This is a genomic window from Nostoc sp. (genome assembly GCF_036918015.1).
Taxonomy (GTDB): domain Bacteria; phylum Cyanobacteriota; class Cyanobacteriia; order Cyanobacteriales; family Nostocaceae; genus Nostoc.
In genome coordinates, this window is sequence record NZ_JBALEO010000011.1 from 1 (window position 1) to 25363 (window position 25363).

A 25363-nucleotide genomic window follows, 5' to 3' on the forward strand; every position below is an offset into this window, starting at 1 on the left:
CTTTTTGCTCGGACGTTGAGCCTTTGAACTCGGAAGTTGCACCTTTTTGCTCGGACGTTGAGCCTTTGAACTCGGAAGTTGCACCTTTTTGCTCGAACGTTGAGCCTTTGAACTCGGAAGTTGCACCTTTTTGCTCGGACGTTGAGCTACTTGATTACTTATTAAACCCGAAGAACCCCACCCCGCCAAAGCTGCGCTTTGTCTCCCCTCCCCGCAGGCGGGGAGGGGATTAAGGGGTGGGGTGCAATGACTATGGAATCATAACTAATTACCCAAACATGACATAACATGGCAAACACAACATTAACTAACGTCGCTGCGGAACTGACAGAAGTCGCTGCTAAACTACGCGATCGCACTGTCAAAGTAAAAAGCGGCTCTTTGGGAGTCGGTTCTGGTGTAATTTGGCAACCTGACGGACTAATTATCACTAATGCCCATGTGGCAACTAGCAATCGCGCAACTGTGGAATTGGCAGACGGAAGAGTATTTGATGCGGTGCGTACCCAATTCGATCCACAGCAGGATTTAGCAGCCCTGAAAATTGTTGCCACTGATTTAACTGCTGCAACTATCGGCAATTCTGAAGCGCTACGTGTGGGTGAATTAGTCTTAGCGGTGGGTAATCCCTTTGCTGACAGTGGCGCTGTGACAACTGGAATTATCTATGCAAATAATCCACGAGCAGTTATGGCTGATTTGCAGCTGTATCCTGGAAACTCTGGGGGGCCACTTGCCGATTGTCTCGGTAGAGTTGTGGGAATTAACACCATGATTGTTAATGGTTTGGCTGTGGCAGTTCCCAGCAACACCGTTGAGCGTTTTTTACAGGGAAATAGTCGTCCGCAGCTGGGAGTTACACTGCAACCTGTGCTTTTAAGTAGGCGTAGCTTGGGTTTATTGGTGTTGTCAATTCTACCTAACAGTGCGGCAGAAAATGCTGGTGTGCAAATCGGCGATGTTTTAATTGGAGTTTCGGGGCGATTATTCACTAGCATGAATGACTTAACTAAATATCTCCATGAAAGTAAAGGATCTGTGCCGCTACAACTCCTACGGGGTGGGAAGCAATTCGTGATTTATGTTGCTGTGCAGTCCGATAAAACTGCTGTGGAGGCGACATGATCCGGGTGATGGTGGTTGCTACTTCCCCTGTGGTGCGGGCAGGGTTATCAGCTGTGGTGACAACCAATCCTCGGTTGACGGTTGTGGGGAGTGCATCTGATTTGGATGTATTGGCGAGTGAAGTTGGGCAATTACAGCCGGATGTGGTGCTGGTAGATTTGAGCGGTAATTTTCAACAAGCGGTGTGGGAAAAATTGTTGGTTATTCAAGAACAGCAATATCCATTAGGAATAATCGTCATTGTTGAAGAACTCGACAGCATCGACTTAGAGACAGCGTTACGTTCTGGTATCCGGGGAATATTGCCCAGTACTAGTACAGAGTCAGAAATTGTTGCGGCTGTGGAAGCGATCGCTTTTGGTTTACTGGTGCTGCACCCGGATGCTGTAGAATTACTCTCTATCCGCGAAAAAGTAGTAACGAATCCTGTACAAAGCTTGACACCACGGGAGATAGAGGTTTTAGGAATGCTTGGGTCAGGATTGGGAAATAAAGCGATCGCTAAACGCCTGCATATTTCTGAGCATACCGTCAAATTTCATCTCTCATCCATTTTTCAAAAGCTCAGTGTCTCTAGCCGCACCGAGGCTGTTGCTGTGGGTGTGCGACTGGGTTTGATTATGCTTTGATCTTTAAACTTTTTGGCATTGTGGGGAAAAGGGTAAGGGGTAAAGGGGAATGGCACTAAGAAAAGATACAGCCCTTGCTCTGACTGGTTCCCTATTCTGACCGAAAAGCAGAGAGCGCAGTGTCTATACAGTTCAGAATGGGCGACAAAACCCTCATGTAGAGACGCGATTTATCGCGTCTTGAAAGACCAATAACTATATTTCCAAATGTTGAGCTTTATTTAGCCTTAGAGAAATATTGGGCTGGCTGGGAATGCTAAAGAAAGCACCTGATTGTCCTTTTATTTGACAGTTGTGGATAACGTTCATTAGCATCATGCCCAGTTCATCGTACTACTCAGCCCTAGAAAAATGATACCTATCCTTCCCGGTTACAACTTTATTGAAGCTCTGCATGAAGGTGTGAATACCGTTATTTATCGCGCTTCTAAGCAGTCAGATCAAAGCCTTGCGATCGTTAAAGCCCTGAAAGCTGAGTATCCCAGCCTCGAAGAACTAACCCGACTCAGACATGAATATAAAATCTCACAGACGCTAGTAGATATAGAAGGAATTGTCAAGTCTCTAGCGTTAGAAAATCATCATAACGGTTTAGCCCTAATTTTGGCAGACTTTGGTGCAGAATCTCTAAAAAAGTATATTAGCGATCGCCAATTATCACTAACCGAATTTCTCACAATCGCCATTCAGCTAGCATCCACTCTCACTCAACTGCATCAAGCCAAGATTATTCATAAAGATATTAAACCTGACAATATCGTTATTAACCCAAAAACCGGGCAAGTTAAAATTATCGACTTCAGTATTGCATCGCGGTTAGAAAAAGAAAATCAAAGCATTAGCAATCCTAATTTATTAGAAGGCACTCTCGCCTATATGTCACCGGAGCAAACCGGACGAATGAATCGGTCAATTGATTACCGTACCGACTTCTATTCTTTAGGCGTTACCTTTTATGAAATGCTGACAGGTTCGCTGCCTTTTAATGCCGCTGACTCTCTGGAATTTGTTCATTGCCATATTGCCAAAACACCAATAACGCCTCAAGAGTTCAATCCCAAAATTCCTTCAGCGGTTTCTGATATTGTCATGAAATTGTTAGCTAAAACCGCTGAAGATAGATATCAAAGTTCTCTCGGACTAAAAGCCGATTTAGAAACCTGTCTGACTCAGTTGCAGACGGATGGCGAGATTTCCCACTTTATTGTCGGTCAACTAGATTCATACAGCCAATTTTCCATCCCGCAAAAACTCTACGGACGGGAAACAGAAGTTGCTACTTTGTTAGAAGCATTCGATCGCGTCAGTTCTGGTACTACAGAAATGATGTTAGTTTCTGGTTACTCAGGCATCGGTAAATCATGCTTAGTTGCCGAAGTTCACAAACCGATTGTGCGCCAGCGGGGTTATTTTATCTCCGGTAAATTTGACCAGTTCAAGCGGAATATTCCTTTTGCTTCTCTAATTCAAGCATTCCAAGATTTGATGCGGCAATTACTAACAGAAACCGATGACCAAATAGCCGTTTGGAAATCAAAACTAATAAATGCTATTGGCGACAATGCTCAAGTGATTATAGACGTTATTCCCGAATTAGAACGGATTATTGGCCCGCAGCTAGTAGTTCCTCAATTAGGATCGTCAGAATCACAAAACCGATTTAATCGGGTGTTTCAACAATTCATTCATGTATTTAGTCAACCCGAACACCCGTTAGTTTTGTTTCTGGATGATTTACAGTGGGCAGATTCAGCTTCCCTCAAGCTTATCCAGTTAATTATAACCGACCCAGATAGCCAGTATCTATTGCTAATTGGTGCATATCGAGATAACGAAGTAAGTCCCACTCATCCCTTGATTCAGACCTTGGAGGAGATTCAAAAGACTGGTGCGATCGTCAATAACATTATCCTCCAGCTTTTGGATATCCCTCACATCAACCAGTTAGTAGCCGATACTCTTCGTAGTGAGATTTTAAAAGTAAAGCCGCTAGCTGAGTTAGTTTTTACAAAAACCCAAGGCAACCCCTTTTTCTTAACTCAGTTACTCAAATCTCTTTATCAGGATAACTTGTTATCATTTGACTTTGAGCGCGGTTTTTGGCAATGGAATATTGAGTTTCTTCAAGGAGTTAATATAACTGATAATGTCGTTGAATTGATGGTCAGCCAAATTCAAAAGCTATCTGAGAAAACACAGAATGTATTAAAGTTTGCCGCCTGTATTGGAGACAAATTTACTTTAGATATGTTAGCGATTATTAATAAAACATCTCAGTCAGAAACAGCAGCCGATTTGTGGGAAGCTCTGCAATCAGGTTTAGTTTTACCTCTCAACAATTCCTACAAAACACCGCTCGTTTTTGACTCAGAACAAATGGAGACTGAGAATAGGCGATCGCCCATTAACCAGCCCCTATCACCCATTACCTATAAGTTCTTACACGACCGGGTACAGCAAGCGTCTTATTCTCTCATTCCAGATGACCAGAAAAAACAGACTCACCTAAAAATCGGTGAGTTGCTACTAATACATACCTCGGAAACGGACATTGAAGAAAACATTTTTGAAATTGTCAACCAACTGAATGTTGGTGCTGAATTCATTACCCAACAACCTCAAAAAGATAGACTGGCTCAACTCAACCTTATAGCTGGACAGAAAGCAAAAGCAGCAACAGCGTATGAATCATCTGTTAAATATTTAAATGTCGGTTTGGAACTTCTTGCAGCAGATAGTTGGCAGTGTCAGTATGACATGACACTCAATCTCTATGTAGAAACAGCAGCAGTAGAATTTCTCAACACTAACTTCGAGCGAGCAGAAATACTTTCTGATGTAGTTTTGTCACAAGCAAAAAACCTGCTCGATCGAGTCCAGGTATATGAGACAAAAATGCAGTTTTATATTGCTAAAAACCAAATGCAAGCTGCGTTAAATACCGGACTGCAAGTACTAAAAATGCTAGGGTTGCCTTTATCAGAAAAACCTCCAATGAGATTGACTAGATTGAATTTAGGAGGGAAACGAATTGAGGATTTAACAGAATTGCCAGAAATGACTGATGTTTATAAATTAGCTGCACTGCGAGTCTTGAGCAATCTGATTCCTCCGGTTTATATTGCAGCTCCCGAACTTTATCCCCAGGTCGTTTTTAAAATGACCAATCTCTGTCTCAAATATGGGAACTCTCCACTGTCAGCTTATACCTATGCACTTTATGGAATGCTACTATGTGGCGCTTTTGAAGACATGGATTCTGGTTATCAATTCGGTCAGCTAGGCTTAAAGCTGTTAAATCAATTCAATGCTAAGGAAATGACGGCGAAAATCTATGAAACATTTAATTATTTTATCAGGCATTGGAAAGAACCAGCTATTAATACTATAGAACCGTTAATTGAGGGTGTCCAAAGAGGGCTAGAAACAGGAGATTTAGAATATGCTTCTTATTCGGCTTGTTTTTATTGTACGCATCTGTTTTTTATCGGTGAAAATCTAGAAATAGTTCTCCAAAAACAGGCGCATTATATTGCTTTAATGCAAAGAACCAAACAAGAATTTCAAATTATCTATGCTCAGATAGTCCGACAAACTGGTTTGAATTTAATTAAAAAGACGGCGGAGCCATATCGATTAATTGGCGAAAGTTTTGATGAAAATAAAATGTTGCCAATTCTGATAAATAGTAGTAATTATATGGCTATTTATCCGATCTATGTTTCTAAACTGATTCTGGGTTATTTATTTAAAAATTACGATCGCGCTGCTGAGGATGCCTTGCTGGCAGAAAAATACGAACAAGGTGGACGAGGGTTGATGTACAGAGCCGAACATAAGTTCTACTCCTCTCTGACTCTCCTAGCTTTGTATCCCAGTGCATCCAAAAGCAATCGCCAACAATATTTCAGCCAAGTGATAGCGCAGCAGAAAAAAATGAAGCAATGGGCGTTGCATTCTCCTGCCAACTATCAGCATAAATACGATCTCGTGGAAGCAGAAAAAGCACGAGTATTGCAACAAGATGCCAAAGCGATCGCGTTTTACGATCGAGCAATAACTGGAGCCAGAGAACATGGATATATTCAAGAAGAAGCCCTAGCCTCGGAACTAGCAGCAGAGTTCTATTTTGCTTGTGGCAGAGAGAAAGTTGCTAATACTTATCTCAACGATGCCTACTATGGATATAGTTGCTGGGGAGCGAATGCAAAAGTCAAAGACTTGGAAAAAAGATATCCTCAGCTATTTCGGATATCAAAGCGAGAAACAGTTAGTACGGACGTAACTCGGATAATTAGCTCTACGGATGAAAATGCTTCAGACTCGCTGGATTTAGCCACAGTTATGAAAGCATCTCAAGCCCTTTCTGGTGAAATAGTTTTGGGCAAGTTGTTAACTAAATTAATGACAATTGTACTAGAGAATGCTGGCGCTCAAACAGGCTACCTAATTTTAGAAAAATCAGGAGACTTGCTAATAGAAGCATCAGGAGCAGTAGACAAAAACGATGTAACTGTGCTACAAGGAATTGCAGTATCAACCAGTCAGCAGCTACCAATTTCACTGATTAACTATGTAGCCCGAACTAAAGAAAATGTTGTCCTTAGCAATGCAACTCGTGAAGGAACATTTACCACAGATACATACATCGCCACCCATCAACCCAAATCGGTTTTATGTACACCGCTTATCCATCAAGGAAAACTTAGTGGCATCCTTTATTTAGAAAATAATCTCACCATTGGTGCATTTACATCAGATCGCTTAAAAGTATTACAACTGTTATCCTCTCAAGCGGCGATTTCCATTGAAAATGCTCGTCTTTATAAAGACTTAAAATTAGCCAACACTGGTTTAGAAGCTAAAGTACAAGAGCGAACTTTAGAGTTACAAGAAAAAAATGTGCATCTGCAAAAAGCAGAAGAAATCGCCCAATCAGCCAACCGTGCTAAAAGCGATTTTCTTGCCAACATGAGCCATGAACTGAGAACACCACTTAATGGCATTTTGGGTTACGCCCAAATCCTTAAACGAGACAAAAGTTTAACTAACTCACAAAAAGATAGTATAGGCATTATTCATCAGTGTGGCGACCATCTCTTAAACCTGATCAATGACATTTTAGACCTCTCTAAAATTGAAGCGAGAAAAATGGAACTCCACCTAACAGATTTTCATTTTCCAGAATTTCTCGAAGGCATTGCCGAAATCTGCCGTATCCGTGCCGAACAAAAAGGTATTTGCTTAATTTTTGAACAGATTACTCAACTTCCTATAGGTGTCAAAGCTGATGAAAAACGGTTGCGGCAAGCTTTGATTAACTTACTTGGTAATGCCGTTAAGTTTACTGAAACTGGAGGTGTGGCTTTCAAAGTCGGCTATCAGGAAGGTAAAATTCGGTTTCAAGTGGAAGATACAGGAATTGGCATGGCACCAGAACAATTAGAAGAGATATTTTTGCCGTTCCAGCAGGTAGGAGATCACAATCACAAAGCAGAAGGAACGGGATTGGGACTGGCAATTACTCGCCAATTAGTTCAGATGATGGGTGGCGAAATCCAGGTAAAGAGTAACTTAGGAAAAGGGAGCGTTTTCTTCTTTGATTTAGATTTGCCCGAAGTTTCTAAATACGCTGATGTTATCAAAAAAGAGCAACGAAATATCCAAAGTTTTAAAGGCGAGAAGCGGAAAATTATCGTGGCAGATGACAGACCAGAAAATCGGGCAATTTTGGTTAAGATGCTATCGCCTTTAGAATTTGAAATGATCGAAGCAGTAGATGGTCAAGATTGTCTCAATAAGGCATTTGAATTAAATCCAGATTGTATTTTAATGGACTTGATGATGCCTCAAATGAATGGCTTTGAAACTACACGTCGCATTAGGCGATCGCCTGAACTAAAGAATGTAATAATAATTGGCACTTCTGCCAGCGTTTTTGATTTCGATCTCAACAAAAGTAGAGAGGCAGGTTGCAATGATTTTCTACCTAAGCCCATCCGCATCACAGAACTTTTAGAAAAGTTACGGTATCACTTAGAACTGGAATGGATTTATGATGATGGGGAAACTCAAGTATCTAAAGGTAATCAAGCAGAAAATTCTCAGCAATCATTAGTAGCTCCCTCAGCAGACGAAATAGCCACTTTATTGAATTTAGCAATGAAAGGCGATCTCAAAGGGATTGTGGAGCGAGTTACTGACTTAGAGGAATTGGATGTTAAATATGCACCTTTTTCTTTAGAGTTGCGTCAATTAGCTAAAGGTTTTCAAGTTAAAAAAATTCGTGAAGTTTTAAAAAATGTAGGGGTAAATTAATGAGTATTTTAAACATCGAAAATGGCATTATCTTAATCGTTGATGACAACCCGACAAATTTAGGAGTATTATTCGATTTCTTGGCTGATTCTGGCTTCCAAGTGTTGGTGGCGCAGGATGGCGAAGATGCAATTGAACAGGTCGAATATGCTCTCCCCGATCTAATTTTGTTAGATGTACTCATGCCTGGTATGGATGGGTTTGAAACTTGCCAGCATTTGAAAGCTCAAGAATCGACTAAAGAGATCCCCGTAATCTTTATGACGGCGCTTTCTGAGACGGTGGATAAGGTCAGAGGGTTGAGTCTTGGGGCGGTGGATTACATCACTAAGCCGCTTCAGCATGAAGAGGTTTTAGCCCGTGTAAAAATCCATTTAAGCATCCGAAATCTGACTAAAAGACTGCAAGAGCAAAATGTGCATCTAGAGCAGGAGATTCAAGAGCGAGCTAAGGCAGAGAACGCCCTGTTAAAACTCACGTCTGAGTTAGAAGAACGGGTGGAAGAAAGAACGGCTGCACTTGGAGAATCTAATCAGCTGCTGCAACAGGAAATCCAAGAGCGTATTTGTACAGAACAAGCATTGCAAGAATCAGAAGCACGCTATCGAGAACAAGCCAATCGGCTAGAACTTGCCTTTCGCCAACTTCAAGAAACTCAAAGCCAACTGGTTCATAGTGAAAAAATGTCCAGTCTGGGACAATTGGTGGCGGGTGTCGCCCATGAGATTAACAATCCTGTCAACTTTATCTATGGGAATTTGATTCACGCCTATGAATATACCCAAGGCTTGCTCGACCTCTTGAACCTCTATGCTAAGTACACTCCCTCACCGCTACCTGAAATTCAACAACTGGCTGAGGCGATAGATTTAGAATTTCTCAGTGAAGACCTACCTAAATTGCTGAGTTCGATGAAGGTTGGGGCTGACCGCATCCGCGAAATCATTCAGTCGTTACGGATTTTTTCACACGTGGATGAAGCCCAAATGAAGCCGGTGGATATTCACGCTGGGCTAGATAGCACGCTGCTGATTTTGCACAATCGGTTTAAAGCCAGTTCTAACCAACTAGGTATTCAACTCGTTAAAGACTATGGCGACCTACCGCTTGTGGAGTGTTATGCAGGACAACTCAACCAAGTGTTTATGAATCTACTGGCGAATGCAATTGATGCTTTAGAGGAGTACGATAAAGAGCGATCGCCCCAAGAAATTTACTTTTGCCGCAGCACAATTTGGATTTGTACTGAAGTAACTGACAATGAGTTTGTGACTATTAGGATTAGGGATACTGGCCCCGGTATAACAGAGGAAGTACGCGATCGCCTATTTGACCCCTTCTTTACGACAAAACCCTTAGGTAGAGGTACGGGTTTAGGCTTGTCGATTAGCCAGGAAATTATTGTCTCCAAACATGGTGGTCAAATAACGTGTATCTCAGCACCCGCACAGGGAACAGAGTTTATGATTAAAATTCCGATGCGATGGCGTAACCGCCCGCCGGAGGCATCGCACCCTTTAGAATTGACTGTGGCTGCACCGTCCTATTTTGCCTAAACCAAAAACTTTTGAAAACGCTTATATGAACATTTTAATGCTATCTTCTACCTTTCCCTACCCACCAACGCGCGGAGGCACCCAAGTTAGAACATTTAATTTACTTAAGTACTTAAGTCAACGTCATACTGTCACCCTCGCGACTCAACGCGAGAGTGATGTTACAGACGCAGAAGTAGCAGGATTACGCGATTGTGTAGATCGTCTAGTTATTTTTGAACGCCCGCCAGATTCTCGAACCACCGGAATATTCAAGAAAATACAGCGATTTGGCAGATTTTTGCAGCAGGGAACACCGCCAAGTGTACTTAACCGCTACTCAGTTGAGATGCAAACATGGGTTAATAACTGGGTGGAAGCGGGAAAATGTGATGTTATTACCTGCGAACATAGCGTCAATGAAATTTATGTGCAGCCACATTTTCAGAAACAGCTAAAAACCATCGTTAATGTTCATAGTTCTGTTTACGCTAGCTGTCAGAACCAATTAGCAACAGGCATTTCCGAAAATTCACTCCGAGACAAAATTAATCTGCCACTTTTGCGGCGTTATGAGCAAAACTACTGCGCTAAATTTTCGGCAATTGTGGCGACAACAGAAGAAGATAAAATTCAACTACAACAATTTAACCCCAATAGTGAAATTACAGTTATTCCCAATGGCGTAGATTTAGTTTCTTTCCCTAACCGTACCACCGATCCCGGAGGACATCGCCTAATTTTTATTGGTGCAATGGATAATTTAGCAAATATTGATTCTGTCTGTTTTTTCAGCAACGAAGTCTTGCCAGAAATTCAAAAATTCTATCCCGATACAACTTTCGATATTGTCGGTTCTCACCCAGTGGCAGAAGTTTTAGCACTTGATAAAAAACCAGGAATTAATGTGCTGGGGCGTGTACCTTCGATGGCAGAATATTTACATCAAGCCACCATCTGCGTTGTACCGATGCGGACTGGGTTTGGTATTAAAAATAAAACTTTAGAGGCAATGGCAGCTGGTATACCTGTAGTAGCCAGCGATCGCGGCTTAGAGGGATTAGCTGTAGATGTTGCTAGTCATCCATTACGGGCATTACGAGCCAATAAACCATCAGAGTACGTCACCGCTATTAGTCAACTATTCGATCGTCCACATCTGCGTTCAGAATTGTCTCACAATGGCAGAGAACTGGTAGAAAAAGAATTCACTTGGGATATTGCCGGTAAAAGCTATGAACAAGTTTGTTTTGGGAAAGAGTAATACTAATTCGTAATTCGTAATTCGTAATGGGCTTCTCTACGTTCGCGCAGCGTGTCGCAGACAGACGCTAAAAGCGAACGCCCCGCTACGCTAACGTAATTCGTAATTAGCACATATTAAAAATGCTTGTCTTCAAAAATATCTCATTACTAACTCTAGATAATTTATAATTGTTCTTTCTTGTCTCTGTGGGATAAATATGTGTAGAGACGTTGCAATACAACGTCTCTACATCGGTCGTACAAATGATCTTATCTAAATCGTATTGGTTTTTAGTTAGTTCATGAATCAGCACATCAATTATTGTCAAATCTAGTCGAACAACCTAACACAAGTAATTTCTTCTGCTTACGCTTATTCTTAATCTTGAGAGTAATCAAATAATTATCAACGTAGCGAAAAGCAGCTGCACCGTCGTAATCAGCAATGGCTATAGCTTGTAAGAAAACCTTTGAGGGAATTTCAAACCCTAAAAATTTTTCTGTTAAGATTAATAAATCTTCATCTGTAGCAGGAAAAGTAGTTTCTTCTGTATCTTCTGAATCAGAAAATATATCATCGATTAATGCTTTATACACTTTGTACCTCCCCAAAAGCATAAGATGCAAAGCCTGTAATGAAGTTTAGCTGCTGCTCGCGAGTTTGTAAGTTAACAGGGAGTTCAGTACCAGCACATCCGATTTCCCGTAAAATTTCCAAACAATAAGCACCGAGTTGAGTGTATGGAGCTTGCTCCAATTCTTGAGCTACTTCTAGAGCCATCTCCAGATTGACTTGGATAACCGTCTTTACAGGGTTGGTCATAAATCCGCCCTAATAAACTGGATGCTCTAAGTTTTGATCGCAAACACAAATAGCGTAACGGTGTTTTTGCGGAATTTATGAAGAGGGGAAATTAAAGTATCAGCGCATTTGCGGTAATGTACCCAAAGTTATGCAAACTAGTCCCAGAGTAGGCAATTTCTATCTAAGTGCGATCGCCTGTCATAATACGTATAAAATGTACAAATATTTCAATATTATTGCCAATATACTTACTTTTGTGGGGTAAGCCGAAAAGCCTACCCCACAATATTGAATAATTTATTTGTTATAAATCCCTGATATAGCAATCCGATAGCGAAGCGGTAGCGAGTCAGACGCTCCTGCGTCGCTAACGCTGCGCTATCGAGCGTCTTTGATTTCTGAATCACTCGTAGAGGTAAGGGACTGGGGACTGGGGACTGGGGACTGGGGACTGGGGACTGGGGACTGGGAAGAAGGAATAAAGGTGAACTCGTCACTTGTTTCATTGAGTACAGCATTATAGCGCTCAATAAATGTACTCTGAGCTTGATCGGAAAGATGAGCGCGAACTTCAGGCGACAAGTCTGCTGGACTGTTGCACTGTCCAGAACAAGAACGAGCCAGAGTTTTCTCAATCGTGTGAATTTCTTCGCCACCAGCACTTTCGAGCAGTAATTGAAACTCGCCAGTGCGATCGCTCGACACTTCTGCCATCACGAAAAATTCGCCAGCTTGTAAGCGAGTTTGGTAGATAGCCGCTTTATCTTCTGGCATCCCCAAAGTAGTCAGAACTGATACTAGATCGGCACTTGCACTACCTGCGATGAACCCCACCCCGCCAAAGCTACGCTTTGTCTCCCCTCCCCGGCTTGCGGGGAGGGGTTGGGGGTGGGGTGTAATGACTGTGGTTAGCATAACTAATTATGCGGACATGATGATATCACACCACTTAAAAGCAGGGTTGATTCCTGCTTTTAACTAGTTTCAGAGATAGTCATCCTCAATTCAGAGGTTATCAGCTATACACCTACGGGAGTCTTAGCCCCTGCTGCTGGCTTTCTACCATCTGAGTCTATTGCCTCGCCTTCAATAAATGAACGCAGCATCCAAGCTATCTCTTCATGCTGTTCGAGTAGTCCAGTTAAAAAGTCAGCAGTTCCCTGATCGTGGAACTTTTCACCAGACTGATCCACATGGTCTCTCAAATTACGAATAACCTGCTCGTGATCGTCCACTAAATTAGCTACCATTCCTGTTGCAGTGGGAACATTACCAGCGTGTTCCTTGAGGGTAGCAAGCTTGAGAAATCCCTCCAATGTGCCAACTGGATAACCACCCAAAGCACGAGTCCGCTCTGCCAAAGCATCAATATTTAGAGTCAGCGTTTGGTAGTGTTCTTCCCAAAGCTGGTGCAAAGAGCGGAACTGAGGGCCAACGACATCCCAGTGGTACTTTTTGGTTTTCACCAACAGTAAATAGGCATCTGCCAAATCTTGATTCAACAGATTAATTACACCTTCACGCTGTTCTTCGGTCAAACCAATGTTTATCGCACGCATTATTTTCCATCCCTAAGCAAACTTATCTATTAATTTGCCAAATTTTCCACATAATTCACATCAACCAAAGGAAATATTATGAGTTTAGATTAATTCTTACATTACATAGTTATACCTATGCCTTAATAGGTAGTACTATTCTGTCGATAGATAATTTATCAATATCAATTAGCTATATATAGGAATCATTTTTGATTTCTGAAAAAATCTCGGTAGTCAAGTAATGGACTGTCATGGCTAAAATGATTGCAAAAAAATTGTAGCTTGGGTGGAGCGGAGCGCAACCCAACATATATCAGGATGTTGGATTACGCAAAGCCTCCACCCAACCTACTAGTACAGCTTGGCGGAATTCGTAATTCGTAATACTTCGGCTACGCTCAGTACAAGTTCGTAATTCGTAATTACCATTACGTAAGTGTTTTAGACATTTCAAATGGGTGGCTTATTTCCGCCGTGCTGTACTATAGGATTACTATTTGATTTTTGAACAACACGTAGGGTGTGTTATCGCGAAGCGTAACGCACCATTTTCAAGGGTTTGCTGCGTTATGACTTTAGTCTAACGCACCCTACAAATACTTAATTTTTTTCAGAAATCAAACCGGATTCCTATAGAATAAATAATAATGGGCGATCGCGTAAAAGCAATCGCCCATTATTAATGAAAAATTACTAAGGTATTAACTCTGTTACTTACCTGTAATTTTTTCCAACAAATTCTTTGCTTTTTCTTCCACTGAGGTTGCACCCTGAGAATTTTCAGGACTCTTTTGCTTGTCAATATCAGCCGCTCCTTGAACCTCATTGAGTCCTTTATTGGACTCCTTTTGAACCTTTTTCAATCCCGCTGGTGGTTCTTTAGCGGCTTCGTCAGTTTTGCGCTGAATGTCAAGCAGTTGTGTAGTACCTTCGGTGGGGTTACTTTGGTAACTATCAATTGCAAAAGCAGGAAAAGCATTAGAGAATAATACTAGGGCGCAAGTAAAAGCCACTACTAGAAAACGTACTGGACGGAAAATAGATAAAACAGAAGCAATTGTCTTCATTTGAAATCCTCGATAACAGCTTTAACAACGCAGAACTTTACACTAAAAGAGCGAAGCATATACCTTTACTTAACAATTTTAAGCAAAAATAAAACTGGCAAGCTCCGCTTCAATTTAGAAGTTCTTGAAAAACGAACCTGACGAAGAAATTTCTTTTGTCTTTCTGCATTGGATTAGTAAGGGATAATAAGCAAATACCACCTTAATTCTTTAGCAAAATCATTAGATTTCACAAAATCATTAGATTTCATAATTGAAATTCTTCGTTTCAGGTTCCCTATTTACACTTTTACTTTGAAAAAGCTAACGTCTGCATCAATCTCTAGAATGAAGTTTACTGCATCTTTAGTTGCAATAAAATCAGCCTCTAGGTATATCGACTTAATCTAGTTTTGGCTGAGTAATGGCTCTACTATTTATGTTCAGTTAGCTCGACTTTATCCAATTCCAAGGATTTTCAGTAATATGCACCTGAGAGGACATTTGTAAAGTAGCAATTTACATACAGATTCTCCTCGATCCCCTTTCATAAAAGGAGAAAAATAAATCTTTTCTTTAAACTTGATAAGTCTGCCTTATTACCTCTTCTATTGAACTTACCCGATGGAACATTTCTATTAATTCATGGGATCTTGTTTTTCGCTTTGCCAGTAGCACTTTTAATGGTGTCAAATAATGAACATCTGGATCGTTTCCCAAAGCAACTTCGGCTGCTTGCAAGACTTTTGTGGCATTCTCAAAAATATCTTCGTTGTCAAATGCTTCTTTTGCGGAAAGTTGGTGTAAGGCTGCATCGGGTACAGTTGCTCTACCTGGCAAGGTTTTATCTAATACCAAACCTTTCAATAATGTCAGCAAAGCTGCGTAGATGAAAAAATCATCACAGCTATCACAAGCCTTAAATTCGATGCGTCCCACTTCCGCCGGAATGCGGGCGATTTTTGTTAAGGCAGGTATGCTATTAATCAGTTGTTCTTCTTTTTGAACAAAAACCAGAGTAGCTGGTCTTTTTCCAGTTCTGATAAATGTTCGTACCGATAGTCCATCCCATAAACCTCCATTATAAAAGGGAGAGCTATAACTAAAAGGAACGATATAGGGACTGTAATAAGTTAACTTTCTGCCAATATCAATCACATCTTCATTTGACAAATCTGCCACTGAAATATTTAAATCTGGCCCATAAGATACCATGTGAATATTAGCAGTTTGTTCGTCAGGATAAGCTTCTAACTGTTTGATTTCATAATTGTTTAATGGGGGTTGAGGCTCAAAAGCTGGATTGTAGGGATTGAAACTAACCAAAACTGGTGATAAGCCAAAGTCAGCGGCAACCTTACGTAGCAAGTCAAAACTTTCTGATAATTCAGTAATAGCGCCTTGAATATTAGAATGGATAGTTGTTCTAATTTCAATACCTTTAACATGACAATCTATCACTTCATCAGAATCCGCAAATCTTTCAAATCCCTCAATGTACCATCTCTTCATCTTAATACCCGCATCGCCGACGCGGAGTTGAGGATAGTCACTGGGGTATGTAGGTAGCCTTGCAATAATTTGATTGAAATCAGCAAATTTTGTGTGTGAAAAATCAGCAAACTTTCCCTCATTGTTCAAGAAAGCAACTTCATGTTCAATGCCAAAGAAAAACATTATATATACCTTAATTTTTTAGAGTTAACCTAATTTAACTGTAAGAATTCAGCACCCAGGTGGTCGCCGAGCGTAGTCGAGGTGAGTCAGGAGTCAGAATTTATCAGGAATCTAGAATGATTGGTATATTTATTCATCAAATGCTCTGCTGATTCTTTAACTATTCTGAATCCTGAGTTCTGACTCCTGAATTCTTACATTTAACTAATGCCAAGCGATCGCAATCCCATAGAGAAGGAAGTAACATCAGTAAACGATTCATTAGAGAAAAGCGACAAGTCTATTTAGCTGGCAGGTTCGCATACTTAGAAAACTCCATCACTCTGTAGCACGAATCACAGTCTTGAACCTTATAAATATTTGAGATAGTCCAATCGAATTCACTTTAAGTATAAAAATTCTCAATAACGGTACAAATGGATTTTACCTTAAGACCGACTGTTGCGATTTGAAAACTTCTCTGATTTATTTTTCTGTGTTGCTTCTACTATCTTCATAGTCACTGGTTAGGGTAGCGTAGTAGTGACTGAGGAAAGCTTGAGACGTGAGTTTATGACAAGTACCGTTCAATCCCCCTACAGCAGCGAACAGATTGCCGCTTGGTTGCGTGGACTGCTTACTATTGCTTGGGCTGATGGTAATTTTGATGACCAAGAACAGGAATTAATTGCCAGCATCACCGAAAAGGAATTAGCTCCTAAGATTAAATTCGATTCACTAGAGGTAATTACCCCAGAGGAATTAGCCGCAGCGTTGGGTAAAGGTACACCAGCCGCAGAAAATTTCTTAAGGACAGCGATAATGGTAGCGATCGCAGATGGTACTTATTCTCCTAGCGAAGATGAGGTTCTGCAACATTTCTGTCAAACTTTGGAACAGCCAGAGAAGTTACTCGAAGCCCTTCGCCATACTCTGGAACACCCACAGCAAATTACCCCCACTATTGCCAGCACTGGGTTGACAAAGCGTCAAATTAATGCCCTACACCCTCTGCAAGACTGGCTCGATGGGCTAGATATCCAAGACCCAAGAGTAGCCCGCTTTTTGTGTAAAATGATTCCCGCCCAGTGTCCCTTTGAGCGGGATGTCACCCTATTTGGACGCAAGATTGTGCATATACCACCGATGTGTAAAATCAACCCGTTATATGAGCAACTGGTAGGCTTACGTTTCCGCGCCCTCTCCTATTTAGCAGATAAATGCGGTGAAGATGTTTCACCATATATTTGAGTAGGGAATGGGGAGTGGGGAGCAGGGGAGCAGGGGAGCAGGGGAGCAGGGGAGAAGTTACAGTAAATTTTCCCCTCTGCGCCTCTGCGCCTCTGCCCCTCCGCCCCTCTGCCCCTCCGCCCCTCCGCCCCTCTGCCCCTCTGCCTCTTATCCTCAATGCCCAATAAATAGTTCTGTAGTTGAGTGAAAAATCTGACTCTGCTTTTGGGAATACTTGATTTATTCACCTGACTAATCTAGAACTCAGGCATTATCAATATGAAAGGGATTAAACCATCTCTATATTTTGTACCCTTTTCCTTACCTTTGTATTTGCTTTCTGCTTTAACAGCACAGGTACAGGCTCAGTCGTACCATGCCAATAAAACTTGGCAAATTAGTCAAACATTTAAGCCACCACAGCGGGGAAAACCTCCTGCAAGTGCTGGTGGTTCTACCCGTGGTAGCTCTTGCCTAAAAGGCAAACAACTAATAACTCCCTTAATACCCTCAGATAAATTAGGGCTGACATTTGCTCAACATCCAACATTTTTCTGGTATATACCTCCATCTCAACTCAAAACAGCCAAGTTTTTGCTCTTGACTGAAGACCAGAATATATTTTATGAAACCTCTTTTACACTTCCAAATAAACCGGGAATTATTAGCTTTAAACTTCCTGACAATGCCCCTGCACTCGCTGTAGGTAAAACTTATCATTGGTATCTAACAATTGCTTGTAATACTCAAGACTCTAGTGAAAATCCGACTGTAGATGGTTGGGTGGAACGCACTCAGCCAGCAGCAACCTTGTCGCAAGCGTTAGCAAAGGCAAATTTGTACAAGTTGCCTACTATCTATGCAGAAGCTGGGATTTGGCATGAAGCGCTGACTAGTTTGGTGCAGCTACGCCAGACTGAGCCAAATAATTTCAAAGCAAGGCTGGATTGGAGACAATTTTTCAAGTCTGTAGGTTTGAATGCGATCGCTTCCGAACCATTGATTGATTGTTGCACATCTAAGAATTAACCACAAAATTAAAAAAGGGTATTTGGCATTGGGAAAACTCCAAACTCCAAACTCCAAACTCCAAACTCCAAACTCCTAACTCCAAACTCCAAACTCCAAACTCCTAACTCCAAACTCCAAACTCCAAACTCCTAACTCCAAACTCCAAACTCCTAACTCCTAACTCAGCACTCAGCACTCAGCACTCAGCACTAAATATTATGTGGGCAAAGCTGAAACCGCACATCTGGCAATGGCGGGGTGTTTTACTTGCTGTTCCCAATATTACAGCCCTGGTGATTGCAATACGCTTGACTGGATTACTGCAATTGTTGGAATTGGCAGCACTAGATCAATTTTTTCTCCTCCGTCCACAAGAGCCGGCTGATACCCGCATTGTCATAGTTGAGATTAATGAGGCAGATGTCCGCAAGCAGGGACAATGGCCTATGCCTGATGGAAAACTTGCTAGTTTGTTAGAGAAAATCAAACAGCAAAAACCTAGAGCGATTGGTTTAGATATTTATCGTGATTTACCCGTCAATCCCGGTTATCAAGATTTACTTAAGGTTTTCAAATCTACTCCTAATTTGATTGGAGTCCAAAAAGTCTCTGACACGATTGATAGTTCGGCGGTTGATTCATCTCCAGAACTGAAGAAACTTAATCAAATTGGGTCGAATGATTTACCCATAGATGGAGATGGCAAAATTCGGCGAGCATTATTGTACGTAAATTTAAATAATGACGGGATTCTGGAAAGCTTTGGCTTAAAACTGGCATTGTTGTACTTGAAACCTGAAGGTATTACTGCCAAGCCATCAGCAACTAACTCTAATTACTTGCAGTTAAATCGGGGTGTTTTCCCAATTTTTGAAGCTAATGATGGGGGTTATGTCCGAGCCGATGCTGGGAGTTATCAAGTGCTGTTGAATTACCGAGGACGGATACAGCAGTTTACTAAAGTCTCTCTTACCGAAGTGCAAGAAAACCGCATCCCACGAGATTTAATGCGAGATAAGGTGGTATTGATTGGTGCTACCGCTGAGAGTTTGAAAGATTTATTTTATACGCCTTATAGCAGTAATGTCTTGACTGACCCGGAACGAATGGCGGGTGTAACAATTCATGCTAATTTGATTAGTCAAATTTTAAGTGCGGCAATGGAAGGTCGTCCGCAGATCAAATGTTTACCTGACCCAGTAGAATGGCTCTTAATTTTGATCTGGTCAATTATTGGTGCTAGCTTGTGTTGGCTGCAACGCCACAGTAGCCACCAGAAAACCCTCATGGCTGTTAGTGTTTTGTTGGCAGGTGGCGGTTTAATTGGTGGTAGTTTTCTGGCGTTTTTGGCTGGTTGGTGGATTCCCGTTATCCCTTCAATGCTGGCTTTTGTCGGTTCTGCGATCGCACTTACTCAGTATATTGCCCAAAGTGCTACCGAGATGCGAAAAACCCTCGGTCGCTATTTAACTGATGAAATCGTCGCCAATATCCTCGAAACTCCTTCTGGGTTAAAGCTAGGAGGAGAACGCCGAAAAGTTACGGTTCTCGTGTCTGATTTAAGAGGATTCTCGGCTATTTCCGAACAATTGCCCCCAGAAGAAGTAGTAAAGATTTTGAATCTTTATTTGGGAACAATGACAGATGTGATTAACCAGTATAAAGGCACGATTAATGAGTTTATGGGTGATGGGATTTTTGTGATTTTTGGTGCGCCAATTAGTCGCAAAGATGATTCTGAACGAGCGATCGCTTGTGCTATTGCCATGCAATTGGCAATGGAGCAAGTGAACAAACAAAATCAGCAAATGAATTTCCCAATCCTGGAAATGGGAATTGGGATTAATACAGGCGAGGCTGTGGCGGGAAATGTTGGTTCTCAAAAGCGCGCTCAATATACAGTTATTGGCAGTCATGTTAATTTGGCTGCTCGAATTGAATCTTATACAGTGGGAGGACAAATTTTAATTTCCGAAAATACCTGTAAGGATGCCAATATTGACCTACAAATTGCTGGGCAATTACAAATAGAACCCAAGGGTATAAAATACCCTGTGACAATTTGTGAAATTCGTGGCATTGGCGGTAAATATAATTTATTCTTGCCTAAATATGATGAAGAAACGATCGTTCTCACTCAAAAAGTGCCTATAGAATACTCCATTTTGCAGGGGAAACATACAGTAGGAACAGTATTTATGGGGGAATTGATTAGCCTCTCAGAAAAAGGAGCGCAGCTGCGATCGCCACATTCTTTAGAACTCTTGAGTAATCTCAAACTCAAGTTATTGATTGAAGCAGAAATGGCTACAGAAGAAGATATCTATGCCAAGGTGATCGAACAGTCTAATGTTGATGAGCATCTTTTTCTGCTTCGGTTTACAGCAGTTCCCCCAAAAGCGATCGCAATTCTCAATGCACTGCGTCATCTGGGGTGAGATTAAGGCATAAATCTTGAAATGTTAACAAAGGGAGGTGTATGTAAATAGAGTAAACCGAAAAATTAGGTAGTCTAGCTTTTTCTAAAACAGTAACAATTGTTGCTGATAGAACCAGGCGATCGCGGTAAGATTTTGAACTTAAGCCCGATCCAACTCCAATAACTCATAATTTTCAACGAATAATTAATAATTCGTAATTTCTGCTATGAAGCAACTCACTTGAGTTCTGGAGTTAAAAATATGATTTCTTCTAAAACTGAGATTCAATTACATCCAAGGACAAATGACAAACGGAAACAAATTTCAAAGATTAGTAGAACTTGCAAATGATTATGGAATTATTTGCGAACCAACACCAGAAGAATGTTTGATTGCATCCTTGCCTGGAGACGATGATTTCTTATTAGCTTTTACTTGGTCTGGTACTGTTGAGGGAGAGCCGCCAGAGCATGAGTTAATTGCAATTAGTGTACAAGATATAGTCAAAGAAGTTACCGTTGCAGCTTGGCAGATTCCTTTTTATTTATTCGGAAACGTTTTAAGGCAGGCTCAGATGCTTGTAGCTGCTCATAAAGATTTTGTTAGCTAAGAGACAAGCAATATCTCAAAACTGCTATCCCTGTCAACTATCTGTGGCAGGGATTTTTATTTCAACTACTGCTTTAAAGATTTATAAAATATTATCTGTTGAAAGAAAAAGAAGAAACAATTAATCTCTTCTTTTATTACTTATATAGAACGATACATAGCAGTTAGCCCACCGTAAACAAAGTTAAAGTATTATAAGATTTTTAACTATTTGTAATTAACTCAAACTTTATATACTCAAAATTATACATCTCAATGATAGGCCTTAAGGGCAAGTAGATAACTGTATGCTATGTCAATTAAGCGCTGATCGTAACAGTTTGGGATAAGCAAAATTTATCAACGCTGCAAATCCCTTTCAGAGAAGAATATCCTTCTCTTGCCTCCAGCCTGAAGAAGCTAGCAGTCTACTTACTATTATTAGGGAAGCTATGACCATGACCGAGCATAATCGAGGAGTGCTTTTTCTGCAAGCTTTAGGACAGAGAAAACGGCTTCTGGAAGTAAAACATCCTTTTGTCACCACCAGCCTAAAGGAGCTAGCAAGACTCTACTATTATCAAGGACGCCATGACCAAGCCGAAGAATTGTTAGTGGAAGCTTTAGAACAGAAAAAACGGCTGCTGAAAAAAAAACATCGTTTTGTCACCACCAGCCTGAAAAAGCTAGCAGTCTATTATTCTCAAGGACGCTATGACCAGGAAGAAGAGTTGTTAGTGGAAGCTTTAGGACAGAGAAAACGGCTGCTGGGACAAGAACATCTTTCTATCGTCGCCAGCCTGAACAACCTAGCAGTCTACTATTCTCAAGGACGCTATGACCAGGAGGAAGAGTTATTAGTGGAAGCTTTAGGAGAGAAAAAACGGCTGCTGGGAGAAGAACATCCTTCTATCGTCACCAGCCTGAACAACCTAGCTTCACTTTATGATTTTCAAGGACGCTACGACGAAGCCGAGCTGCTGTATCTGCAAGCTTTAGCAGTGTTTAAACACCTCCTGGAGACTTATCCAGAATGTTAATTTAGTCTGAAGTTCCCGAAATGGAAAGATAGAGAAAACTTCTAATCCATGCAGGGGACTAGTACCGCAAGGCGGAATTAAAAGTTAAAAGTTAAAAGTTAAAAATGAATACAGCATAAGGGTTTCGTTGATTTGGAATGATTGGTTTATTTCCACCGTGTTGTACTAGTCAAGCGGTATAGTCAGGTTCAGCCCCAATACTTCTCGGTTAAGCATTTTTAATTCGGAATCGGGTTTTGGGAAAAGGTTACTGGGTTTGGGGTAAAGGTTTTTTATTGCCCCTCGCCCCTTATCCCCAGAGGGGGCCCCACTTTCCCCTTCACCTTTTTCCCTTAACCGAGCAGTATTAGGTTCAGCCCTCTCTCTTCATACTTTTTTTGGGCAAAGATATTGGCTTATAAACATTGGCTAAGTAGTTGGCTCAAAGCCATTACTGCTTTAAGAACACTGTACACAGATATTGCGTTGAGAGAGCTGATACTAAAGGCACTTACTCTCTTCAGTTCTGCACGACTGGCGGCAGCCAACCGAAAACTGGAGCGGGAAATCAGCGATGTCTACGACGAGCAACTCTTGAAGACGCTATGCGATCGCTTACTCAAGCAGGAAGAAATTGCGAGCAAACAAAGCGAGATTTGCTACCGTGCCATTGTAGAAGATCAGACTGAAATGATTGCCCGATATTTACCAGACGGCAGACTCACGTTTTTCAACAAAGCTTTTGCGCTTTATTTTGGGCGATCGCCAGAGGAACTGCTCGGCAGCGGCGATCAACCGATTATCTTGGAGGCAGATCGGGAGCGAGTTGCTGAATTTGTAGCTTTAATTAGTGCTGATAATCCTGTTGTGATTATTGAGAATCGCGTGGTTGTGGCAGGTGAGGTGCGTTGGACTAAGTGGCATAACCGAATGATATTTGACGAGCAAGGATGCTTTCTGGAATTTCAATCGGTGGGATACAATATCACAGAATTCAAGCAAATTGAAGAAACACTTTTTCAAGAAAAAGAATTAGCCGAGGTGACGTTGCAATCGATCGGAGATGCAGTTCTGACCACAGATGCGTTTGGCAGGATTAAATACCTCAATCCGGTTGCAAAATCTCTGCTTGGATGTAGTGAAATATCCGCAGAAGGGTTGCTGTTAGAAGAAGTCTTTGGAATTGTGCATGAAGCGACACGGGAGACAGTTGAGAACCCAATTCAGCAAGCGTTAAAGGAAAATCAAACTGTGAGTTTAGCAAACCATACCGTCTTAATTAATCGGAATAATCAAGAAATTGCGATTCAAGATTCAGCCGCGCCCATTCGCGATCGTGAGGGACAAATTATTGGCGCGGTTATGGTGTTTCGTGACGTGACTCAGAACCGCAAGCTTTCGCGTCAGCTATCCTGGCAGGCAAGTCATGATTCCTTAACCGGATTGGTGAATCGCCACGAGTTTGAGCAGCAGATTGAACAAGCATTGTGCTTTGCCAAATTAGACTGCCAGGTTCATGCGTTGTGCTATTTGGATCTCGATCACTTCAAAATTGTAAATGATACCTGTGGTCATCTGGCTGGAGACGAATTACTGCGTCAAATTACTGTCCTATTGCAGGAGAAGATTCGGAAAACTGACACACTGGCACGGTTAGGCGGCGATGAATTTGGCGTATTGCTCAGTCAGTGTCTGCCGGAGCAAGCTTTACGAGTTGCCAACGATCTACTTGAATGTGTTCAAGAGTTTCGGTTTATTTGGCAAGAGCAGGCATTCTCAATTGGAACAAGTATCGGCTTGGTGGGTATTGACATGAATAGCGAGAGCCTTGCAGAGATTATCAGCATGGCTGACGCAGCTTGCTATACCGCCAAAAACCGGGGGCGCAATCGTGTGTACGTTGCTCAGACTGACGACCAGGAGCGACTGCAACAGCGCGGGGAGATGCAGTGGGCCAGCCGCATTTCTCATGCCTTGAAAAGTGATTGGTTTTGTCTCTATGTTCAACGCATCGCCTCTATCACTTCGGTAGCTCAAAACGGCGACTATTATGAAGTGCTGCTGCGGCTCCATGATGAGCAGGGAAATTTAGTGCTGCCGATGACGTTTATTCCAGCAGCAGAACGTTACGACTTGATGCACCTGATCGATCGATGGGTAATTCAGACTCTGTTCAGGAATTGGATAAGGGTTGTTGGCGATAAACAAAGCATTTATGCAATTAACCTTTCTGGCTCTAGCATCAACGATGATGAGTTTATTGATTTTCTGTATAAGCAGTTTACCCTACACTCCATCTCACCCCAGTGCATTTGCTTTGAAATTACCGAGACTGTGGCGATCGCCAACTTGAGCAAAGCCAGAAAGTTCATTCAGTCACTTCAACAGATGGGCTGTCGCTTTGCGTTAGACGATTTTGGCGTGGGGATGTCGTCGTTTGCTTATCTCAAGTCTCTGCCTGTAGATTACCTCAAAATTGACGGGAGCTTTATTCGTAACATTATCGAGAATCCTGTGGATAATGCGATCGTGACAGCAATCACACACATTAGCAGTGTGATGGGTATTAAGACGATTGCTGAATTTGTAGAGAATGACGCAATTTTAGAGCGAATCACGGCACTAGGAATTGATTACGCACAGGGATATGGCATTGGAATGCCTCGCCCATTGGGGTCAATACTTGTCGGTTAAGGGGAAAAGGGGAAGGTGGGGCCCCCGCTGGGGATAAGGGGCGAGGGGAAAGAAAAAACCTTTAATACCAATTCATATCATGTCCGCTAGATTACTTATTAAACCTGAAGAACCCCACCCCGCCAAAGCTATGCTTTGTCTCCCTGCCCCTAATCCCCAGAGGGGGCCCCGAGTTCCCCGCAGGCGGGGAGGGGTGCAATGACTGTGGAAATCATAACTAATTATACGGACATGATATAGGACTCATATTTGATTTTTGAAAAAAATTCGGTACACCAAAATCTTCTGAAATCCTCTTGCCTATTGCCTATTGCCTACTAAGCCAAGTGATTTCAGGAATCAAACCGGATTCCTATAGGATTCATATTTGATTTTTGAACGAATACGTAGGGTGTGTTGTCGCCAAGCGCCGCACCAAAGCCCAGAATACGGTGCGTTACACTTCGTGGTAACACACCCTACATATACTTAGATTTTTTCAGAAATCAAATCGGATTCCTA

Annotated in this window: 17 protein-coding genes and 1 pseudogene; 12 read left to right on the forward strand and 6 right to left on the reverse strand. The window is 41.7% G+C overall.

The window, feature by feature from the left end; genetic code table 11:
* From V7K61_RS02855 to V7K61_RS02880, 6 genes are all read left to right on the forward strand, one after another.
* Window positions 1-233, forward strand: a 233-nt coding sequence (locus V7K61_RS02855; protein ID WP_335050779.1) for a hypothetical protein, incomplete at its 5' end; no start/stop codon positions are given.
* A gap of 55 nt (window positions 234-288) precedes the next feature.
* Window positions 289-1125: a S1C family serine protease gene (locus V7K61_RS02860; RefSeq protein ID WP_335050781.1), complete on the forward strand. Its 837-nt coding sequence runs from the start codon at window positions 289-291 to the stop codon at window positions 1123-1125.
* Window positions 1122-1754 (forward strand): response regulator transcription factor, encoded by a 633-nt coding sequence (locus V7K61_RS02865; protein ID WP_335050783.1) that lies wholly within the window; start codon window positions 1122-1124, stop codon window positions 1752-1754. The genes V7K61_RS02860 and V7K61_RS02865 overlap by 4 nt, the downstream gene beginning before the upstream one ends.
* 351 nt (window positions 1755-2105) lie before the next feature.
* Window positions 2106-8072 carry a hybrid sensor histidine kinase/response regulator gene (locus V7K61_RS02870; protein ID WP_335050785.1) on the forward strand — a complete coding sequence of 1989 codons (5967 nt, stop codon included), beginning with the start codon at window positions 2106-2108 and terminating at the stop codon, window positions 8070-8072.
* Entirely contained in the window at window positions 8072-9628 is a 1557-nt protein-coding gene (locus V7K61_RS02875) for a hybrid sensor histidine kinase/response regulator (RefSeq protein WP_335050787.1), read from the forward strand. The genes V7K61_RS02870 and V7K61_RS02875 overlap by 1 nt, the downstream gene beginning before the upstream one ends.
* Window positions 9629-9653: 25 nt before the next feature.
* Window positions 9654-10871, forward strand: coding sequence for a glycosyltransferase family 4 protein (locus V7K61_RS02880; protein WP_335050789.1), 1218 nt, complete (start codon window positions 9654-9656; stop codon window positions 10869-10871).
* 296 nt (window positions 10872-11167) lie between these two features.
* Here V7K61_RS02880 and V7K61_RS02885 read toward each other — a convergent pair whose 3' ends face one another.
* The 6 genes and pseudogenes from V7K61_RS02885 to V7K61_RS02910 all read right to left on the reverse strand — a co-directional run bounded on the left by V7K61_RS02885 (window position 11168) and on the right by V7K61_RS02910 (window position 15921).
* On the reverse strand, window positions 11168-11449 hold the full coding sequence (locus V7K61_RS02885) for a hypothetical protein (RefSeq protein ID WP_335050791.1): 282 nt from the start codon (window positions 11447-11449) through the stop codon (window positions 11168-11170).
* The gene (locus tag V7K61_RS02890; RefSeq protein WP_335050793.1) at window positions 11442-11675 is read right to left on the reverse strand and encodes a hypothetical protein; all 234 of its coding nucleotides are present in this window, start codon (window positions 11673-11675) and stop codon (window positions 11442-11444) included. Before V7K61_RS02890 ends, V7K61_RS02885 begins: the two co-directional genes overlap by 8 nt.
* A gap of 360 nt (window positions 11676-12035) precedes the next feature.
* A pseudogene (locus V7K61_RS02895) lies at window positions 12036-12488 on the reverse strand (ChaB family protein); the annotation flags it as partial.
* A gap of 188 nt (window positions 12489-12676) precedes the next feature.
* Window positions 12677-13216, reverse strand: a complete 540-nt coding sequence (locus V7K61_RS02900; RefSeq protein ID WP_335050795.1) for a Dps family protein — start codon at window positions 13214-13216, stop codon at window positions 12677-12679.
* Window positions 13217-13908: 692 nt separating this feature from the next.
* Complete coding sequence (locus V7K61_RS02905) at window positions 13909-14265, reverse strand: hypothetical protein (protein ID WP_335050797.1); 357 nt, start codon at window positions 14263-14265, stop codon at window positions 13909-13911.
* Window positions 14266-14820: 555 nt separating this feature from the next.
* On the reverse strand, window positions 14821-15921 hold the full coding sequence (locus V7K61_RS02910; RefSeq protein ID WP_335050799.1) for a glutamate-cysteine ligase family protein: 1101 nt from the start codon (window positions 15919-15921) through the stop codon (window positions 14821-14823).
* A gap of 552 nt (window positions 15922-16473) precedes the next feature.
* On the opposite strand from V7K61_RS02910, the gene V7K61_RS02915 reads away from it, so the two are divergent.
* The 6 genes from V7K61_RS02915 to V7K61_RS02940 all read left to right on the forward strand — a co-directional run bounded on the left by V7K61_RS02915 (window position 16474) and on the right by V7K61_RS02940 (window position 24862).
* Window positions 16474-17151: a Mo-dependent nitrogenase C-terminal domain-containing protein gene (locus tag V7K61_RS02915; protein WP_335050801.1), complete on the forward strand. Its 678-nt coding sequence runs from the start codon at window positions 16474-16476 to the stop codon at window positions 17149-17151.
* Window positions 17152-17409: 258 nt separating this feature from the next.
* Entirely contained in the window at window positions 17410-18159 is a 750-nt protein-coding gene (locus V7K61_RS02920) for a DUF928 domain-containing protein (RefSeq protein ID WP_335050804.1), read from the forward strand.
* A 200-nt stretch (window positions 18160-18359) separates the two neighbouring features.
* The gene (locus tag V7K61_RS02925) at window positions 18360-20579 is read left to right on the forward strand and encodes a CHASE2 domain-containing protein (protein ID WP_335050805.1); all 2220 of its coding nucleotides are present in this window, start codon (window positions 18360-18362) and stop codon (window positions 20577-20579) included.
* Window positions 20580-20865: 286 nt separating this feature from the next.
* A complete protein-coding gene (locus V7K61_RS02930; protein ID WP_094352832.1) occupies window positions 20866-21171 on the forward strand; it encodes a hypothetical protein in 306 nt (101 codons plus the stop codon).
* Between the two features lie 436 nt (window positions 21172-21607).
* Window positions 21608-22189 (forward strand): tetratricopeptide repeat protein, encoded by a 582-nt coding sequence (locus tag V7K61_RS02935; RefSeq protein ID WP_335050806.1) that lies wholly within the window; start codon window positions 21608-21610, stop codon window positions 22187-22189.
* 390 nt (window positions 22190-22579) lie between these two features.
* Window positions 22580-24862, forward strand: coding sequence for an EAL domain-containing protein (locus V7K61_RS02940; RefSeq protein WP_335050807.1), 2283 nt, complete (start codon window positions 22580-22582; stop codon window positions 24860-24862).
* Window positions 24863-25363 lie beyond the last annotated feature (501 nt).

Coding starts and splice junctions, on each gene's coding strand:
- V7K61_RS02860 (WP_335050781.1), top strand. CDS start 289: ATGGCAAACACAACATTAACTAACGTCGCTGCGGAACTGACAGAAGTC.
- V7K61_RS02865 (WP_335050783.1), top strand. CDS start 1,122: ATGATCCGGGTGATGGTGGTTGCTACTTCCCCTGTGGTGCGGGCAGGG.
- V7K61_RS02870 (WP_335050785.1), top strand. CDS start 2,106: ATGATACCTATCCTTCCCGGTTACAACTTTATTGAAGCTCTGCATGAA.
- V7K61_RS02875 (WP_335050787.1), top strand. CDS start 8,072: ATGAGTATTTTAAACATCGAAAATGGCATTATCTTAATCGTTGATGAC.
- V7K61_RS02880 (WP_335050789.1), top strand. CDS start 9,654: ATGAACATTTTAATGCTATCTTCTACCTTTCCCTACCCACCAACGCGC.
- V7K61_RS02890 (WP_335050793.1), bottom strand. CDS start 11,675: ATGACCAACCCTGTAAAGACGGTTATCCAAGTCAATCTGGAGATGGCT.
- V7K61_RS02900 (WP_335050795.1), bottom strand. CDS start 13,216: ATGCGTGCGATAAACATTGGTTTGACCGAAGAACAGCGTGAAGGTGTA.
- V7K61_RS02905 (WP_335050797.1), bottom strand. CDS start 14,265: ATGAAGACAATTGCTTCTGTTTTATCTATTTTCCGTCCAGTACGTTTT.
- V7K61_RS02910 (WP_335050799.1), bottom strand. CDS start 15,921: ATGTTTTTCTTTGGCATTGAACATGAAGTTGCTTTCTTGAACAATGAG.
- V7K61_RS02915 (WP_335050801.1), top strand. CDS start 16,474: ATGACAAGTACCGTTCAATCCCCCTACAGCAGCGAACAGATTGCCGCT.
- V7K61_RS02920 (WP_335050804.1), top strand. CDS start 17,410: ATGAAAGGGATTAAACCATCTCTATATTTTGTACCCTTTTCCTTACCT.
- V7K61_RS02925 (WP_335050805.1), top strand. CDS start 18,360: ATGTGGGCAAAGCTGAAACCGCACATCTGGCAATGGCGGGGTGTTTTA.
- V7K61_RS02930 (WP_094352832.1), top strand. CDS start 20,866: ATGACAAACGGAAACAAATTTCAAAGATTAGTAGAACTTGCAAATGAT.
- V7K61_RS02935 (WP_335050806.1), top strand. CDS start 21,608: ATGACCGAGCATAATCGAGGAGTGCTTTTTCTGCAAGCTTTAGGACAG.